Genomic DNA, 16,298 nt, shown 5'->3' on the forward strand with positions numbered 1-16,298 from the left:
AGGGCGGGAAATAACATGCAGGCTACGCTTAACTGGACCGGGATCGACACCGTGCTGCTGGACATGGACGGCACCCTGCTCGATCTCGCCTTTGATCGCCATTTCTGGCTGGAACATGTACCAGAAACCCTGAGTCGTGAACGAGCCATCACGCTGAACGAAGCCCATCAATTGATTCGGGAAAAGTATCATGCCGTGGCGCATACGCTAAACTGGTACTGTCTGGATTACTGGTCGCAAGAGCTGGCGTTAGATATTCGTGCCATGACCTTCGCTCAGCGTGAACGCGCTGCCATGCGCGAGGATACGCTACCGTTTTTGCAGGCGCTGCGAGCGGCAGGTAAACGCACCATTCTGCTGACCAATGCTCATCCTTACAATCTGGACGTCAAACTGGCGCAGACCGGATTGTCTGCCCACCTTGATTTATTACTTTCCACCCATACCTTTGGGTATCCGAAAGAAGACCAGCGTCTCTGGCAGGCGGTACAGCAGCAAACCGGTTTCAACAACGCGCGCACACTGTTCATTGACGACAGTGAACCGATTCTTGATGCTGCGACGCGCTGGGGTATTCGCTGGTGCTTAGGCGTCAGCAATCCGGATTCCGGTCGCCCGGACCAATCCTTCAGTCGCCATCCGGCAGTACGGGATTACCGTGAGTTGCTGGTGACACTGAGTTGAATCAGGAGCCGCAATGAAAGAGAAAGACAGCGCAGGCGTGCGCCTCGACAAATGGCTGTGGGCGGCGCGCTTCTATAAAACTCGCGCCATCGCACGCGAAATGGTTGAAGGCGGCAAAGTGCATTACAACCACCAGCGCAGCAAGCCGAGCAAACTGGTGGAGCTGGAAGCGGAGTTGACGCTGCGTCAGGGCAATGATGAACGCACGGTGATCATCACTGCCATCAGCGATCAGCGTCGCCCGGCCACCGAGGCCCAGGCGCTGTACGCTGAAACCGCCGCCAGCATTGAGAAACGGGAAAAGCTGGCACTGGCGCGCAAAATGAACGCCCTGAGTATGCCGCACCCCGATCGCCGCCCTGATAAGAAGGAGCGCCGCGATCTGATGAAATTTAAATTGTCGGGCGAGGAATAACTCGCACCCCAACGAGAGAAAATCTATGTCTGTTCAAGATCAACTGCACCGTTACCTGTTTGAAAATGCGGCCGTGCGCGGCGAGCTGGTGAATGTTTCAAAAACCTGGAGCGAGATCGTGGAAAACCACGACTACGCTGAGCCGGTAAAAAACCTGCTGGGTGAGTTACTGGTTGCCACCAGCCTGCTGACCGCCACGCTGAAGTTTGATGGTGACATCACCGTGCAGTTGCAGGGCGATGGCCCGCTGTCGCTGGCGGTGATCAACGGGAATAACCGTCAGGAGCTGCGTGGTGTCGCGCGAGTAAAAGAAGAGATCGCGCCAGGCAGCAGCCTGAAGCAGATGGTCGGGAACGGTTATCTGGTGATCACTATTTCCCCGGAAAAGGGCGAGCGCTATCAGGGTGTGGTCGGTCTGGAAGCAGACACGCTGGCGGGATGCCTGGAAGATTACTTTATGCGTTCTGAGCAGTTGCCAACCCGCCTGTTCATTCGCACCAATGAAAAGGGTGCTGCCGGGATTCTGTTGCAGGTGCTGCCTGCTCAGGAGCCAAACCTCGACGATTTCAATCATCTGGCGACACTGACTGAAACCGTCAAAGCTGAAGAGTTGATCGAGCTGCCTGCCACCGATGTCTTGTGGCGTTTGTATCATCAGGAAGAAGCCACGGTATACGATCCCACGCCGGTAAGCTTCAAATGTACCTGTTCGCGCGAACGCTGTGGTGAAGTGCTGAAAACACTGCCGGTGGAAGAAGTTGATGAGATCCTCGAAGAGGATGGTGAAATCGACATGCACTGCGATTATTGCGGCGCGCATTATGTTTACGATGCCGTCGATATCGCGGCGATTCGTAATACCCCAACCGGTAGCAGCGATCAGCTGCACTGATGCTGTCGGGCGGCCACTGTGCCGCCCCCTCTTCACTCTCGCCGAAATTACCTTCTTTTCTCTGACATTAGTTTTATAACTATTTGATTTACCTGCCAATGCGCTCTGAGTCGCATTTCTGACTAACAATCCTTTTACCGCCTGCCAGGTGGAGTACACTGCGCGCGATCATCCCCCTCATAATTCATAATAAAAACAGACACCGATTAAAGGAGCATTCACATGCGCGTTAACGGCCTGACATCGCAAGATCTCGCCACTTTAGGCATCAACGACACCACGGAAGTGGTGTATAACCCGGATTTCGACACCCTGTTTCAGGAAGAAACTCGCCCTGAGCTGGAAGGCTTTGCGCGAGGCATCCTGACACAAAGCGGGGCTATCGCTGTCGATACCGGCATTTTCACCGGCCGCTCACCGAAAGATAAATACATCGTGCGCGATGACACCACACGCGACACCCTGTGGTGGAATGACGTGGGGGAAGGCAAGAATGATAACCAGCCTCTGACAGCCGAAACCTGGCAGGCGCTGAAGCAGTGCGTCACCCAGCAGTTATCCGGTAAACGCCTGTTTGTGGTGGATGCGTTCTGCGGTGCCAACCCGGATACACGCCTCAGCGTGCGCTTCGTGATGGAAGTGGCCTGGCAGGCACACTTCGTCACAAACATGTTCATCCGTCCGAGCGAGGAAGAACTGGCGCAGTTCACCCCGGATTTCGTGGTGATGAACGCAGCGCGTTGTACCAATCCCAACTGGCAGGCGCAGGGATTGCATTCAGAGAACTTCGTTGCTTTTAACCTGACAGAACGCATGCAACTGATTGGCGGCACCTGGTACGGCGGCGAGATGAAGAAGGGCCTGTTTGCCATCATGAATTATCTGCTGCCGCTGAAGGGTATCGCGTCGATGCACTGCTCGGCCAACGTCGGTAAAGCAGGCGATGTCGCGGTGTTCTTTGGTCTCTCCGGCACCGGCAAAACCACACTATCGACCGATCCCGATCGCCAGTTGATTGGTGATGATGAGCACGGCTGGGACGATGATGGGGTCTTCAATTTTGAAGGTGGCTGCTATGCCAAAACCATTAATCTCTCAGCGCAGGCTGAACCGGAGATCTATAACGCGATTCGCCGCGATGCACTGCTGGAGAACGTGGTGGTGAATGCTGATGGTAGCGTCGATTATGCCGATGGCAGCAAAACCGAAAACACCCGTGTCTCCTACCCGATTGAGCACATCGAAAACATCGTGCGGCCGGTGTCCAAAGCGGGCCATGCGCAGCGCGTTATTTTCCTCACTGCCGATGCCTTCGGCGTGTTGCCACCGGTGGCCCGCTTAACGCCAGAGCAGACGCAATATCATTTCCTGTCTGGCTTTACCGCCAAACTGGCCGGTACGGAGCGCGGCGTGACTCAGCCCACGCCTACTTTCTCAGCCTGTTTTGGTGCCGCGTTTCTGACCCTGCATCCCACGCAGTACGCGGATGTACTGGTTAAACGCATGGAAGCGGCAGGCGCGCAGGCTTACCTGGTGAATACCGGCTGGAACGGTAGCGGCAAACGCATTTCGCTGAAAGACACCCGCGCGATTATCAACGCCATTCTGGCGGGGGAGCTGGATGATGTGGAGACGCAAACGCTGCCGGTATTTAACCTGCAAATTCCTACCCGGCTGGCACAGGTGAGTGACGCAATGCTCGATCCACGCGCCAGCTGGTCCAGCCCTGCGGCATGGCAGGAGGCCGCACAGGACCTGGCGCAGCGTTTTATTAATAACTTTGAGAAATACACCGACAACGCCGCTGGGGCCGCGTTGGTAAAAGCCGGGCCGCAAATCTGACAACAGCGGCGCGATTTTTATCGCGCCGCTACGGGATATGCCTGTCAGGCGTTATGGTTGCTGCTGACCAGCGCCGTACCGGTTTCCGGCACCGGCAGCCAGGCGCGAATACGCAGGCCACCGTGTTCACTGACGCCAATTTCCAGCGACCCTGCGTGCGCATCGATAATACGCTGCACAATCGCCAGACCCAGCCCGGTACCACTGGTACTCCGCGCACTATCACCACGCACAAAAGGCTGGAACAGATGCTGTAACTGTTCCGGTTTAATCCCCGGACCGTCATCCTCCACCTGGAACCAGGCGCGATTCAGCTCCTGCCCACTGCTGACCTTAATCCAGCCGTTGCCATAACGCGCGGCATTGACTACCAGATTCGCCACGGCACGCTTAATCGACAGCGGGTTGATGTCCAGCATCAACTCCTCCGGCATCACCGCATTCTCAATCTCGCGCTCGTAGCCACTCTCAGCTGCGACGACTTCACCCAGCACGCTATTCAGATCGGCACGTTCAGTCTGCATCTCCTGACCGGTACGCAGATAGTCGATGAACTGTTCGATAATCGCGTTGCACTCTTCGATATCTTTGTTAATCGACTCAGCCAGATAGCCGTCCTCCTCGCTCATCATCTCGGTGGCGAGGCGAATACGCGTCAGCGGGGTGCGCAGATCATGGCTGACACCCGCCATCAGCAGGGTACGGTCATCCGCCAGTTGCTTCACGCCAGCCGCCATCTGGTTAAAGGCGCGCGTCACCGAACGTACTTCCGATGCGCCATATTCACGCAGCGGCGGCGGAATAATGCCTTTCCCCACCTGCAAGGCAGCATGTTCAAGATCAACCAAAGGTCGGTTCTGAATACGGATAAACAGCCAGGCACCGCCTATCGCCAGCAGCATAATCGCCAGCGTGTAGCGGAACAGCGGCGAGAAATCTCCCTGATGGATTTCGGTCAGCGGCACGCGCACCCAGATATCGGGTGACAGCCAGGTTTTCAGCCACACTACGGGAGAGTTTTTATTCACTTCTACCCGCACATCGGTTGGCCCGCCAAGCTGCTGCGCCATCTGCTCGCTCAGGAACTCGTAGTGTTGCGCCCAGCGCAACCCACTCTCTTCCGCTGCGGCATTGGTATACAGCGAGATCCCCAGTTCACGATAGATTTCACGCCGGAAGGCCGGTGGGACTTCCAGCTGCGTGCCATCCTCCAGTTGCAGGCGGTCGGTCATCAGCATACGGACTTCATAAGCGAGGACTTTGTTGAACTGCTGCAGGCTGGGAAGAATGGCGAAATTCAGCACCACCAGATAGGTCGTTACCAGGCTGACGAACAGCAAGGTAACGATCAATAACAGGGTGCGGGCAAACGAACTGCGAGGTGAGAAGCGCAATCGCCTCATGCTTTACTGCCGTCCGGAACGAATACGTAGCCAAGACCCCACACGGTCTGAATGTAGCGCGGATGTGCCGGATCTTCTTCCACCATGCGACGCAGGCGGGAAATCTGCACATCGATGGAACGTTCCATCGCACTGTATTCACGACCACGCGCCAGGTTCATCAGCTTATCGCGCGACAGCGGTTCACGCGGGTGGCTGACCAGCGCTTTCAGCACGGCAAATTCACCGCTGGTGAGCGGCATAGGCTCATCTTCACGGAACATTTCACGCGTACCCAGGTTCAGCTTGAATTTACCAAAGGCAATAACCGCCTCTTCCTGCGAAGGTGCACCCGGCAGCTCATTCGCCTGACGGCGCAGCACAGCACGGATACGCGCCAGCAATTCACGCGGGTTGAAAGGCTTCGGAATGTAGTCGTCGGCACCAATTTCCAGCCCGACAATACGGTCCACTTCTTCACCTTTGGCGGTAACCATAATGATCGGCATTGGATTGCTTTGGCTGCGCAGACGGCGGCAAATCGACAGACCATCTTCGCCCGGCAACATCAGGTCGAGCACCATCAGGTGGAAAGATTCGCGGGTTAACAGACGATCCATTTGCTCGGCGTTGGCAACGCTGCGCACCTGAAAGCCCTGTTCGGTGAGATAGCGTTCGAGCAACGCGCGCAAACGCATATCATCATCGACGACCAGAATTTTGTAGTTCTCTTGCATGTTCAACTCCCAAAGGCGCCATTGCCTGAGCCAATATTGTTAAAAAAAGATGCCTTACAGTGACAGTCATTAATGGTTTATATTCTAGCCGAAATTGTTACAAAGCATATTAAACAGCAGCTTATCTTTAATTTCACCGCTTAATTGTGGCGCATTTCTCGCTTTTTGCTCGTTCGATCAATATGTTTGAGGGATCTCCGAAAAATCACACCCTTTTCTTTTTGTCACTGGTTCTGCTGACCCTGGCCTGTCGCGGAAGGCATGGTTTGCCATTTTTCTGACCATTGCTTCTCAGAATATCCCATCGAACCTCTACCGGAAGCATAAAATGTGGTGTTTTTTTATTACGCTGTGCTTCTTCTCTCGGATGAATCTCTGGTCCTGACGAAATTAAGACCACAATTAAATAAAGCAATAAAAATCAATCATTAACAGCCACTTCCTTCTCCCGACATGATCTCAGACACTGCTTCCGTACCTGTTGAAATTGAGTTCATGTGGAGAGAAAGAAAATGAAAAAAAGTCTGTTTCTGCTGAGCGTACTGGTGCTGACCAGCAGCACCCAGGTTCATGCGGCTGCCACCATGGGAGACGCCGCTGGCGCTCAGGCATCCTCAAACGCGAAAGGCACATCGGAAGCCGCCGGTATCGGCGCTGTGGCAGCATTGCTGGGTGTGGCGTTAGCGACCGCAGGGGGCAACGGTAACGGCACCTCGACATCCACCTCAACCACGACCATGACGCATCCTGCTAAATAACGGATTACAGGCGCGGCAGGAACGCGGCGCCTTAGGTGTTTTACCAGCCCTTTCGCCAGCGGAGAATAATTTTTACCCCCGGCTTTCTTACAAAAGCTCTTATTCTCCGCCCCTTTTTTCTTCTGCGTCTTTTACGTATTCAATGCGGTTCACCAGCCAAAGCTTCTGCCCTTCCGGCGTCGTCACCGCCACTTCGTCATCCACTTCCTTTTTGATCAGCGCACGCGCCATCGGCGAATCAATCGAGATGTAATCTTTTACGTCGCCGTAGATCTCATCCGGGCCGACAATGCGAAACCGTTTCACATCGCCCTGTTCGTTCTCCACCTCAACCCAGGCGCCAAAGAAAACTTTCCCTTCCTGCTGCGGTGCATAATCAACGATCTTCAGCTCCGCCAGGCATTTACGCAAATAACGCACGCGGCGGTCGATTTGTCGCAGCAGGCGTTTGTTGTAGGTGTAATCGGCATTTTCCGAACGATCGCCCAGGCTGGCGGCCCAGGAGACAATTTTGGTGATTTCCGGACGCTTTTCATTCCACAAATGATCGTGCTCAGCACGCAATTTGTTATAGCCCTCGCGGGTAATCAGTTGGGTTTTCATCGCGTCAACTCGTCGTAGCAGGTCTTATTTAGCATAGTGGAGGCTAACAATAGGCGACCAGGCGGACATCAGCAAGATCGGGGCGGCAATGTGCGAAACGCATTCAGAAAATGACGGATTCACCTGCCACCGTCTGGCAATTTTCACCCTCAGCCCGTATAACTGTCCCCTGTTTCTTAACCCCGTGTAAGCAAGACAGTAACTGATGATGAAAGATTCGCTGAGCCAGATTATCGCAAGTGAGCTGAAGGCGCGTGACGAACAGGTTGACGCCGCCATCCGCCTGCTTGACGAAGGGAATACCGTGCCGTTTATCGCACGCTACCGTAAGGAAGTCACCGGCGGGCTGGACGATACCCAGCTGCGCCAGCTGGAGAGCCGCCTCGGCTATCTGCGTGAGCTGGAGGAGCGCCGCCAGTCGATTCTGAAATCCATCGACGAACAGGGCAAACTCACCGCCGACCTCGCCAGCGCCATTAATGGCACCCTCAGTAAAACTGAGCTGGAAGACCTCTACCTGCCGTATAAACCGAAGCGCCGCACCCGTGGTCAGATTGCCATTGAAGCCGGTCTGGAACCACTGGCCGACACGCTCTGGCAGGATCCGTCGCACGACCCTGAGCAGCTGGCTGCGGGCTATGTTGATGCCGATAAAGGCGTCGCCGATGTCCGTGCCGCGCTGGATGGCGCACGTTATATCCTGATGGAACGCTTTGCTGAAGACGCCACCCTGCTGGCCAAAGTGCGTGACTACCTGTGGAAAAATGCCCACCTGGTTTCCCGCGTCGTCGAAGGTAAAGAGGACGAAGGCGCGAAATTCCGCGACTACTTCGATCATCACGAAGCACTCAGCACCGTGCCTTCACACCGTGCGCTGGCGATGTTCCGTGGCCGCAACGAAGGCGTGCTGCAACTGTCGCTGAATGCCGATCCGCAATTCGAAGAAGCCCCGCGCGAAAGTCACGGCGAAACGCTGATCGCCAGCCACCTGAATCTGCGTCTGAACAACGCCCCGGCAGACAGCTGGCGTAAAGCAGTGGTGAGCTGGACATGGCGCATCAAGGTGCTGCTGCATCTGGAAACCGAGCTGATGGGTACGGTGCGTGAGCGCGCGGAAGATGAAGCTATCAACGTGTTTGCCCGTAACCTGCATGACCTGCTGATGGCCGCACCTGCGGGCATGCGTTCCACCATGGGTCTCGATCCCGGCCTGCGTACCGGCGTGAAAGTGGCGGTGGTCGATGCCACCGGCAAACTGGTGGCAACCGACACCATTTACCCGCACACCGGCCAGACGGCCAAAGCGGCCACCGCAGTCGCTGCGCTTTGCGCCAAACATCAGGTTGAACTGGTGGCGATTGGTAATGGCACCGCATCGCGCGAAACCGAACGTTTTTTCCTTGATGTGCAGAAGCAGTATCCGCAAATCAAAGCGCAGAAAGTGATTGTCAGTGAAGCCGGGGCATCGGTTTATTCCGCTTCGGAGCTGGCTGCGCTGGAGTTCCCGGATCTGGATGTGTCGCTGCGTGGCGCGGTGTCGATTGCCCGCCGTTTACAGGACCCGCTCGCCGAACTGGTGAAGATTGATCCGAAATCCATCGGGGTCGGCCAGTACCAGCACGACGTCAGCCAGAGCCAATTGGCGAAGAAACTGGATGCGGTGGTGGAGGATTGCGTGAACGCCGTGGGCGTTGATCTCAACACCGCCTCGGTGGCACTGCTGACGCGCGTTGCGGGCCTGACCCGCATGATGGCGCAGAACATTGTCAGCTGGCGCGACGAAAATGGCCGTTTCCAGAACCGTCAGCAGCTGCTGAAAGTCAGCCGTCTTGGCCCCAAAGCCTTTGAACAGTGTGCGGGCTTCCTGCGCATCAACCACGGCGACAACCCGCTGGATGCCTCCACCGTACACCCGGAAGCCTACCCGGTGGTTGAGCGCATTCTGGCCGCCACCGAGCAGGCGCTGAATGAGTTGATGGGTAATCCTGGCAGCCTGCGTAACCTCAGCGCGCGTGATTTCACCGATGAGCGTTTTGGTCTGCCCACCGTCACCGACATCATCAAAGAACTGGAAAAACCGGGTCGTGACCCGCGTCCTGAGTTCAAAACCGCCCAGTTTGCCGAGGGCGTGGAAACGCTCAACGATCTGCTGCCAGGGATGATTCTGGAAGGGGCGGTCACCAACGTGACCAACTTCGGTGCTTTTGTCGATATCGGCGTGCATCAGGATGGCCTGGTTCACATTTCATCGCTGTCGGATAAGTTTGTCGAAGACCCGCATCAGGTGGTGAAAGCCGGGGATATCGTCAAAGTCAAAGTGATGGAAGTCGATTTGCAACGTAAGCGCATCGCACTCACCATGCGTCTGGACGAGCAACCGGGTGAGAGCAACGTGCGCGGCGGTGGCAACCGCAGTGCGGGTAAAGAGTCGGCGCGCCCGGCACAGGCGAACAAAGGCCGGGCAAAACCTGCCAGCCAGCCTGCCGGTAACAGCGCGATGGGTGATGCGCTGGCCGCTGCCTTCGGTAAGAAACGCTAACAACCTGCCCTGAAATGCGCGGTGGCTGCCTGGTCACCGCGCACATCAGGTTGATAAATCTCCTCATCCAGCTACGCTGAAAAAATCCGTGTGAAAAAATGACCTTCCGCGTGGCACAGCGATCTGATGGATATTATCAACGCCTTACTTGATGAGATTTATGCAGGCACCTTCCCCGTGGCGGCCCGTGAGCGTCTGCTTTCCCATATTCGCGCCGCACGTGATACCGTCAAAATCCCGCGTAAACCGCACTGGGATGAAAAAGATGTAGTGCTGATCACCTATGCCGATCAGTTTCGTGAGCCGGAAGTGCCCACGCTTGCCACCTTCTCCCGCTTTTACCAGCAACATCTGCAAGGCACCTTTTCGCTGGTCCACCTGCTGCCGTTTTTCCCTTACTCCTCGGACGATGGTTTTTCGGTCATCGACTATCACCAGGTCAACCCGATTTGTGGCGACTGGCAGGATGTGGCCGCACTGCATACCCATACCCGGCTGATGTTCGATTTCGTCTGTAACCATATGTCCGCACACAGCGCCTGGTTTCGTCACTTTCTGGCGCAGGACCCCGGCTGGGATGACTTTTTTATCAGTATGCCGCCCGCGACCGATCTCAGCGCCGTGACGCGTCCACGCACATCGCCACTGCTGACGCCGTTCGCAATGGCCGATGGTGCCACGCGTTTTATCTGGACCACCTTCAGCGCCGATCAAATCGATCTCAACTTCGCCAACCCGGAAGTGCTGATCCGCATGGTTAACGTGTTGCTCGATTACCTGAAGAAAGGTGCCGACTATGTCCGGCTGGATGCGGTGGGCTACATGTGGAAAACGCCGGGGACCAACTGCATTCATTTGCCTAAAACTCACCAGCTGGTGAAGTTATTCCGCGCCATTGCCAATGTGGTCGCACCGGGGACGGTCATCGTCACCGAAACCAATGTGCCGCATAAAGACAACATCGGCTATTTTGGCAATGGCCACGACGAGGCGCAGATGGTGTACCAGTTTTCGCTGCCGCCGCTGGTGTTGCACGCCATTCATTCCGGCTCCGGGCGCGCGCTGCGCCAGTGGGCCAGCTCGCTGGATCTCAGCAGCAATGACACCACCTTTTTTAACTTTCTCGCCTCGCATGACGGCATTGGCCTTAATCCGGCACGCGGTATTTTATCTGAGGTGGAGATTGTGGCGCTGGTGCGCGATCTGGCGCTGGAAGGCGCGCTGGTGTCCTACAAAAACAATCCGGACGGCACCACCAGCCCGTATGAAATCAACGTCACCTATCTTGATGCGTTAAATCTCCAGGATGACGATGACCACACGCGATTGCGCCGTTTTCTGCTGGCCCATGCCATCCTGCTGGTCTTTCCCGGGGTGCCCGCGATCTACATTCAAAGCATCCTCGGCTCGCGTAACGACAACGAAGGGGTGCGTGCAGCCGGACACAACCGCGCCATTAATCGTGAGAAGTACAGCTTACGTGAGATGGAGCAGTTCCTGAGTGGCGGCAATGCGCTGCGTCAGCAGGTGTTTGAACGCCTCAGCGCGCTGATTCAATTGCGCATACGCCAGCCAGCCTTCCATCCGGATAACCCGATGACGCTGTTCGACAGCGATAACGCCTTGCTGGTGCTACGCCGTCATAGGCCTGACAGCCAGGAAGGTTTACTTTGCGTGTTTAATCTCAGCAGTCGAGAGGTGGAAACGACATTGCCGCAGGCGCGACATTTTCACGATTTGATCAGCGGTGAGAAGATTGATGGCGGCCAGCCGATCACACTGGCCGCCTGGCAATTTATGTGGTTACGTGGCTGATTACTCGTAGACGTCTGCGATGCCGCTAAACTTGCCGTGCTCACGTCCTGCAATCACCAGAAAATATTTCCCGCCTTTTTCACCCGCCTTCTTCGCCAGAACGGCTTTAGCATCCATCGGCGAGGTGGTTTCATCTGTGGTGTGCACCGTACCAATTTTTTTCAGATGCATTTCCTTCACTTGTTCTTTAGTCACCTCTTTGGCCACCATGGCCGCCAGAGTTGAAAACGATACTGCCCCCATCACCACTGCCGCCAAAACTGTCTTGATGATTTTCATTAAATTACCCTCACTTATTATTGGCTTTTCCAGGATATGAGCGCATCAGGAACCGGGTTCCCAGAGTTTAATTCCAGAGGCAAACGATACGGCTCACCCGGAAAGTATTGACCTTTCCGGGAGAATTGCCAGTTAGCGCGGCAGGCGGTCGCTAAAGCTAAGAATATGCTGACAAAATGCGTCGGGATGGGAAATGAACGGCGCATGGGCCGCTTTATCCATCACTACTGAGGGTGAGTGCGGCCAGCGGGCATCCAGCTCCGCCGCGATACGGCGCGGCACCAGACCGTCCAGATAACCATACAGGCGCATAAACGGTAGCGCGAGGCCATCCAGCGCAGTACGCAAATCAACGTGGCGCAGAATTTCCAGCCCCCCTTCCAGCACCGCCACGGAGGGCATCGGCTGCGACAGGACGATTTCTTTCAACTGACGTGCATCCTGGCGGGCGCTTTCGGTACCCAGCGTCTGCAAGGCCAGAAAACGTTCTACGGTGCGCTGGAAATCGTTGCTTAACTGCTGCTGAAAACCATGCAGGGTTTCCGGTTTAATACCCGGCCATTCATCACTGGCGGTAAAACGGGGCGAGGAGGCGACGCTAATCAACCCGCTCACGCGTTCCGGCTGCGTGAGTGCCAGCTGGCTGGCGACCAATCCTCCCAGCGACCAGCCCAGCAGCAGGCTGCGTTCGGGCAGATGTGGCACCAGTTGTTGTGCCATGTCGGGCAGCGTCAATGCGCCAAAGCCCTGACTGCGGCCAAAACCCGGCAGATCGACCAGATGCAAACGAAAATGCGGGCTGAGTCTCGGAATGATGTTTTGCCACACTTCGGCATTCAATCCCCAGCCGTGCAGCAGCACAAGATCACGATCTCCCGCGCCTGTGGTGTGCCAGTAGAGCGAACTCATCGGTTACTATCCTGAAAGTGAAAAGGAGGTCGCTATGCTATCAATCCCTGCCCTGTGTTGGCTATGCCGTCTGCCACTGCGGCTGGCACAACATGGCCTGTGCAGCAGCTGTTTACGCCTGTTGCCTGCGTTACCGGAACTTTGTCCGTGTTGTGGCTTAGCCGCGCGCGCCCATCAGCCCTGTGGCCGTTGCCTGCAACGTCCGCCACCGTGGCAGTACCTGATTTGCGTCAGCGACTATCAACCCCCGCTCAGCCACTGGGTGCAGCAGCTGAAGTTTTCCCGCGCTACCGCACTCAGGGTGATGCTGGCGCGGCTGCTTTTGCTAAAGTGGTTAACCATGCGGCGACGTTATGCGTTGCCTTACCCGGATATCATTCTCAGCGTTCCCCTGCACCCGCGCCGTCACTGGCAGCGTGGCTACAATCAGGCGGCGCTGCTGGCGCAACCTTTGGCACACTGGCTGGGCTGCGATTATGTGGATGGCGTACGCCGGGTACGTAAAGCGGCGGTACAGCATGTATTGAGCGCTTCGGCACGCAGGAAGAACCTGCGTGGGGCATTTCGCCTTGAAATCCCGCTGCGCGGACGCCATATCCTGCTTATCGACGATGTGGTGACCACCGGCAGCACAGTGGCGGAAATCAGCCGCATGTTGCAGGCAGCGGGCGCTGCCAGCGTACAGATTGGATGCCTGTGCCGTACCTTGTAGAGCGTCGGCGTTGGGCGTATTATAACCAACTAAATTAGTCAACTATTGAGCAATCGCCATGATCCGTATTACTGATACTGCGCAAGAGCACTTCTCAAAACTTCTCTCAAAACAGGAAGATGGCACCCAAATTCGCGTATTCGTTATCAATCCGGGTACGCCAACCGCCGAGTGCGGCGTGTCTTATTGTCCACCCGATGCCGTGGAAGCGACCGATACCGAGCTGAAGTTTGAAAAGCTGTCAGCCTATGTTGACGAGCTGAGCGCTCCCTACCTGGAAGACGCGGAAATCGATTTTGTCACCGATAACCTCGGTTCCCAGCTGACGCTGAAAGCGCCGAACGCCAAGATGCGCAAAGTCTCTGACGATGCGCCGATGGTCGAGCGTGTTGAGTATCTGCTGCAGGCGCAGATTAACCCACAGCTGGCGGGCCACGGTGGTCGCGTTTCGCTGATGGAAATCACCGATGACGGTTATGCCATTCTGCAATTTGGCGGCGGCTGTAACGGTTGTTCGATGATTGACGTCACCCTGAAAGACGGTATCGAGAAAGAGCTGCTGGCAGCCTTCCCGGAACTGAAAGGCGTGCGCGATCTCACCGAGCATCAGCGCGGCGAGCACTCCTACTACTGATTCTTTGCGCGCGACAGCGACCCGACGCTGTCGCGTGTGTTATTTCCCCCGACGCCCGCCGTTCACTGCCTTCAGCAACCGCTGCACTTCCCCATCTGCAAACATCGTTTCCAGCGTGACGCTGAGTTTTCGTCGCCAGTTGGGATATTGTTCCACCGTACCCGGCACATTCACCGGTGAGTCCATACCCAGCCAGTCTTCCGGTTGCAAACCCAGCAGCGCGCTCTCCGTCACCGCAAGAAAACGGTGAATCGCCAGATTGATCGTGGGTGACATCGCAAGTTTCGTCGCCTGTTTAGCGCTGCGCGCAGGTAATGCGCCTGCCTGATGTAACGCATCCAGCAGCGCCTGCTTCTGCTTCGCCCGCTGTTGTTGCAGGGATTGCAGCACGCTTGCACCGGGATACAGCCCGAGTTTATTTCCCAGCAACAAATCACCTGCCTCCCAGAACCCGGTCAGCGTGGGCAGGTCATGGGTGCTGGCGCTGGCAATGGATTGACGCGGATACTCGCCAGGCAGACGGTAGCTTTCATCGTGATGTTGCTCAAACCACAGCACCTTCCAGGAAAAAATCCCGCTGTTGCGCAGCAGGCTGACAATCTCTTTGGGCACCGTCCCGAGATCTTCACCGATCACCATGCAGCGATGGCGCTGACTCTCCAGCGCGAGGATCGCCAGCAGATCCTGCACCGGATAGGCGACGTACGCGCCTTTATCTGCCGTTTCCCCATAAGGAATCCACCACAAACGCAGCAGCCCCATCACATGATCGATACGTAACGCGCCACAATCGCGCATATTCGCGCGCAACAGATCAATAAACGGCTGGTAGCCGCGCGCGCGCATCACATGAGGATCGAGCGGCGGCAGCGACCAGTTTTGCCCGAGCGGACCAAGACGGTCCGGTGGTGCACCGACCGACGCGCGCAGTTTGTAGAGTTGCGGATCCTGCCAGGTTTCCGCACTGCCCTGCGCCACACCGACTGCCAGATCGCGATACAAGCCCACCGTCATACCCAGTTGCTGGCTCCGTTGCCAGCAGCGGGCAAACTGCTGCTGTGCCAGAAACTGCAACCAGCTCCAGAACTGAATCTCGTCCTCATGCTGCGCGCACCATTGCTGTACTTCCGGTAGCTGTGCGTTGCGCCAGCCTTCCGGCCAGCCAGTCCAGCCCCACGTCTGTTGATCCTCTGCGCAGCGTTCAGCCTGGATGCCGTCAAACGCCGCCTGATAACGCAGGTGCTCGCCACCCTGCACCATAAACTGCTGAAATTCGGAACCGGGATGCTGTTGGAATGTCTGCCAGGCGAGACGCAGCGCATGGATTTTAAGCTCCGCTACCGCGCGGTAATCCACCCAGTCACTGGCGCGGGCTTGCTCCAGTGCCCGGCGGGTTTTGGCACTTTTCCACCAGCGTTGTGCCGTGCTGCTACGCTGGAAATCCTCCAGTTGGCCGACATCGATATACAGCACATTCAGCCAGTAACGCGAGGTGGGACTGTAGGGGCTGGCCATCTCCGGCTGTGCCGGATAAAGCGCATGCAAAGGATTGAGGCCGACGAAATCACCGCCCTGCGCAGCCACCTGTTCCAGCATCCGTTCCAGATCGCCAAAGTCGCCAATTCCCCAGTTATGGTCGGAGCGCAGCGTATACAGCTGCACCAGCGCCCCCCAGCGTTTCTCTCCCTGCTCCAGCGGTGCAGGCAAATAACAACGACGGGGTGCGAGGATGATACGAGTCAGCCATTGCTGGCGGCCTTTGCGCAGCGTCAGCTGGTGGTAACCCTGCGGCAGACGCGGCGGCAGCGCTAGCACCTCACCGCCCCGTACGCTGCCCTGCCACTGCTTTCCCTGTTCGGATATCAGCTGCCAGCTGAATTCGCCACTCCCCTGCGGCAGCAGCTGGCGTTTGGCCCGCCCGGCAAACACCTGCACCGGTGGCAGCGGCGGCGTTTTGCCCGCCGGGGTCGCCATCACTTCCAGCAACGCGCGTTTGGTGTCATCGCTGATGGTGGCGGGTTCGCCTTTGGCGTTGATAAAACGTAGCGCGATACCCGCGTCTTGTGCCGCCTGATCCAGTTTGCTTAGCGTCATGGT

At 56.6% G+C, this 16,298-nt stretch carries 15 protein-coding genes; 9 read left to right on the forward strand and 6 right to left on the reverse strand.

Features of this window, described 5'->3' with window-relative positions:
- The first annotated feature begins 15 nt into the window (after nucleotides 1-15).
- The 4 genes from yrfG (at nucleotide 16) to pckA (ending at nucleotide 3,833) form a co-directional block, all read left to right on the forward strand.
- A complete protein-coding gene (yrfG, locus tag HA50_RS19260) occupies nucleotides 16-684 on the forward strand; it encodes a GMP/IMP nucleotidase (protein ID WP_084877483.1) in 669 nt (222 codons plus the stop codon).
- A 13-nt stretch (nucleotides 685-697) separates the two neighbouring features.
- On the forward strand, nucleotides 698-1,099 hold the full coding sequence (gene hslR, locus HA50_RS19265; RefSeq protein WP_084877485.1) for a ribosome-associated heat shock protein Hsp15: 402 nt from the start codon (nucleotides 698-700) through the stop codon (nucleotides 1,097-1,099).
- Between the two features lie 25 nt (nucleotides 1,100-1,124).
- Nucleotides 1,125-1,991: an Hsp33 family molecular chaperone HslO gene (hslO, locus tag HA50_RS19270; protein WP_084877487.1), complete on the forward strand. Its 867-nt coding sequence runs from the start codon at nucleotides 1,125-1,127 to the stop codon at nucleotides 1,989-1,991.
- Between the two features lie 222 nt (nucleotides 1,992-2,213).
- Nucleotides 2,214-3,833 carry a phosphoenolpyruvate carboxykinase (ATP) gene (pckA, locus tag HA50_RS19275; RefSeq protein ID WP_084877492.1) on the forward strand — a complete coding sequence of 540 codons (1,620 nt, stop codon included), beginning with the start codon at nucleotides 2,214-2,216 and terminating at the stop codon, nucleotides 3,831-3,833.
- A 44-nt stretch (nucleotides 3,834-3,877) separates the two neighbouring features.
- On the opposite strand, the gene envZ is transcribed toward pckA, so the two are convergent.
- Both envZ and ompR read right to left on the reverse strand, forming a co-directional pair.
- A complete protein-coding gene (envZ, locus tag HA50_RS19280; protein WP_084877497.1) occupies nucleotides 3,878-5,236 on the reverse strand; it encodes a two-component system sensor histidine kinase EnvZ in 1,359 nt (452 codons plus the stop codon).
- Nucleotides 5,233-5,952: an osmolarity response regulator transcription factor OmpR gene (gene ompR, locus HA50_RS19285; RefSeq protein ID WP_001157751.1), complete on the reverse strand. Its 720-nt coding sequence runs from the start codon at nucleotides 5,950-5,952 to the stop codon at nucleotides 5,233-5,235. Before ompR ends, envZ begins: the two co-directional genes overlap by 4 nt.
- A gap of 512 nt (nucleotides 5,953-6,464) precedes the next feature.
- Here ompR and yjbE point away from each other — a divergent pair.
- Nucleotides 6,465-6,710 (forward strand): exopolysaccharide production protein YjbE, encoded by a 246-nt coding sequence (yjbE, locus tag HA50_RS19290; protein ID WP_084877500.1) that lies wholly within the window; start codon nucleotides 6,465-6,467, stop codon nucleotides 6,708-6,710.
- A gap of 99 nt (nucleotides 6,711-6,809) precedes the next feature.
- Here yjbE and greB read toward each other — a convergent pair whose 3' ends face one another.
- Entirely contained in the window at nucleotides 6,810-7,313 is a 504-nt protein-coding gene (greB, locus tag HA50_RS19295; RefSeq protein ID WP_084877502.1) for a transcription elongation factor GreB, read from the reverse strand.
- Nucleotides 7,314-7,521: 208 nt separating this feature from the next.
- On the opposite strand from greB, the gene HA50_RS19300 reads away from it, so the two are divergent.
- Entirely contained in the window at nucleotides 7,522-9,852 is a 2,331-nt protein-coding gene (locus HA50_RS19300) for a Tex family protein (protein WP_084878613.1), read from the forward strand.
- 126 nt (nucleotides 9,853-9,978) lie between these two features.
- Nucleotides 9,979-11,667 (forward strand): alpha-amylase family glycosyl hydrolase, encoded by a 1,689-nt coding sequence (locus tag HA50_RS19305; RefSeq protein ID WP_084877505.1) that lies wholly within the window; start codon nucleotides 9,979-9,981, stop codon nucleotides 11,665-11,667.
- Here HA50_RS19305 and HA50_RS19310 read toward each other — a convergent pair whose 3' ends face one another.
- The gene (locus HA50_RS19310; RefSeq protein ID WP_084877508.1) at nucleotides 11,668-11,946 is read right to left on the reverse strand and encodes a YdgH/BhsA/McbA family protein; all 279 of its coding nucleotides are present in this window, start codon (nucleotides 11,944-11,946) and stop codon (nucleotides 11,668-11,670) included.
- Nucleotides 11,947-12,078: 132 nt separating this feature from the next.
- On the reverse strand, nucleotides 12,079-12,855 hold the full coding sequence (bioH, locus tag HA50_RS19315) for a pimeloyl-ACP methyl ester esterase BioH (RefSeq protein WP_084877511.1): 777 nt from the start codon (nucleotides 12,853-12,855) through the stop codon (nucleotides 12,079-12,081).
- 34 nt (nucleotides 12,856-12,889) lie between these two features.
- Here bioH and gntX point away from each other — a divergent pair, with 34 nt between their 5' ends.
- Together gntX and nfuA are read left to right on the forward strand one after the other, a co-directional pair.
- Nucleotides 12,890-13,567 carry a DNA utilization protein GntX gene (gntX, locus tag HA50_RS19320; RefSeq protein ID WP_084877514.1) on the forward strand — a complete coding sequence of 226 codons (678 nt, stop codon included), beginning with the start codon at nucleotides 12,890-12,892 and terminating at the stop codon, nucleotides 13,565-13,567.
- Nucleotides 13,568-13,625: 58 nt separating this feature from the next.
- Nucleotides 13,626-14,201: a Fe-S biogenesis protein NfuA gene (gene nfuA / locus HA50_RS19325; protein WP_084877517.1), complete on the forward strand. Its 576-nt coding sequence runs from the start codon at nucleotides 13,626-13,628 to the stop codon at nucleotides 14,199-14,201.
- 39 nt (nucleotides 14,202-14,240) lie between these two features.
- On the opposite strand, the gene malQ is transcribed toward nfuA, so the two are convergent.
- Nucleotides 14,241-16,295 carry a 4-alpha-glucanotransferase gene (gene malQ, locus HA50_RS19330; protein ID WP_084877520.1) on the reverse strand — a complete coding sequence of 685 codons (2,055 nt, stop codon included), beginning with the start codon at nucleotides 16,293-16,295 and terminating at the stop codon, nucleotides 14,241-14,243.
- Between the last annotated feature and the right edge of the window lie 3 nt (nucleotides 16,296-16,298).

This window comes from Pantoea cypripedii, from assembly GCF_002095535.1.
Lineage (GTDB): Bacteria > Pseudomonadota > Gammaproteobacteria > Enterobacterales > Enterobacteriaceae > Pantoea > Pantoea cypripedii.